Origin of the sequence: Brevibacterium sp. VCM10, from assembly GCF_000583215.1 — a bacterium.
Lineage (GTDB): Bacteria > Actinomycetota > Actinomycetes > Actinomycetales > Brevibacteriaceae > Brevibacterium > Brevibacterium linens.
In genome coordinates this window covers 1-1,289 of sequence record NZ_JAJB01000137.1, presented here as the reverse complement: position 1 = coordinate 1,289, position 1,289 = coordinate 1, and the positions used below count along the sequence as shown (strand labels likewise).

Annotated in this window: 2 protein-coding genes and 1 tRNA gene; 1 reads left to right on the top strand and 2 read right to left on the bottom strand. The window is 63.2% G+C overall.

Translation table 11 applies throughout. The features are described from left to right. Positions 1–471: DUF3145 domain-containing protein (locus tag AD89_RS0117770; RefSeq protein ID WP_025781046.1), on the bottom strand; the 471-nt coding region annotated here is incomplete at its 3' end. A 158-nt stretch (positions 472–629) separates the two neighbouring features. Between AD89_RS0117770 and AD89_RS0117765 the strand changes: the two genes are divergently transcribed. Beyond that, positions 630–1,178 carry a hypothetical protein gene (locus AD89_RS0117765; protein ID WP_025781044.1) on the top strand — a complete coding sequence of 183 codons (549 nt, stop codon included), beginning with the start codon at positions 630–632 and terminating at the stop codon, positions 1,176–1,178. Positions 1,179–1,218: 40 nt separating this feature from the next. Here the strand turns inward: AD89_RS0117765 and AD89_RS0117760 are convergent. After that, a tRNA-Ile gene (locus tag AD89_RS0117760) sits at positions 1,219–1,289 on the bottom strand.

Below are 1,289 nucleotides of genomic sequence, written 5' to 3'. Positions count from 1 at the left end.
GCGCACCGGTGCGCCTTCGCCTGCGTGGCGGAACGCGTCGAGTTCCTCGTCCCACGCTTCGCCAAGGGCGGTCGCCATCTCCGAGGAGAACTTCGCGGGATCGCCTGCCGCGCGTTCCATCACGGAGCGGATGCGGTCTTCGGGAACGAGGATGTTTCCGGCCGTGTCGGTGACAGCGTGGTAGATTCCCAGATCAGGGGTGTGGCTCCACCGACCGCCGTCGACTCCGGCCGAGGGCTCCTCGGTGACTTCGTACCGGAGCGAGTCCCAGCCGCGTAGCGCGGATGCGATACGGGCTCCCGAGCCTGCGGGCGCGCGCCAGCAGACTTCTGCGCGCACGAGACCGGGCGCTGCCGGCTGGGGAGTCCAGTCGAAGCGTGCCTGTGCGCCGATTGCCCCGCCCGCTGCCCATTCGATGTGAGGGCACAGCGCACGAGGTGCTGAGTGGACGAAGAGTACGCCCTGTGTCATATCCATTTCTGCCTCCTACCTCGGATACGTCTTCCCCTACGATCCGAAAGGAGGTGCTGACCACATGATAGTCGATGTCCGACCCATAGCCAAGCATCAAATGTGCTGGTGGCGTCGGGTGTCTGCAGGTGGCCGACAACCGGCGTTACGGTGGGAACATGACCGACGTTCACAGTGCCGAGGATGCATCGCTCCGGACCATCCGCATGTTCCCCGACTATGCAGATACGGTGCTGTGGGTCAGTATGCCGATCGACTACGAGGACACGGGACTGTCCGAGTGGCTGGTCGCGGAGCTGGAGGCATGGGAACAGTCCTACTATGACTCGCTCGATTCCGATTTCGAATGGGTGACGGCGACAGCTGAACGCACGTACACCGAGGAAGGCGTCCGGCTCGCCCGATTTGTCGCTGCCGAAGTCGGCCCGCAGTTCGTCGTGGAGTTCTCTTCATATGAGGTCAGCGCGGAGACTGTGAAAGTACGGGCGGAGCATTCCGCCGAGAACCCGAAGGCCGAAGCAGCCTTCACACGGCTGTTCGACGAGGAAGAGGCCGAAAAGCGCGAGGCCGAAGAGCGCAGGAGGAACAATCCCGGCGGAAGTTGGATCGCCTACGCTCCCCTGTCCGGGTCAGTCTTCGACCCGAATCAAGGCCTGGGGGCCAGCAAGGGCACGAAGAGGATAGGTCCTGAGCGCGATGACAACTGAGGGTTCGACCCCAGTGCTTAGACGACTGTCGAGTCCTGCGTGGTGCCCCCGGTCGGACTTGAACCGACGGCCAAGGAATTATGAGTTCCCTGCTCTAACCAGCTGAGCTAC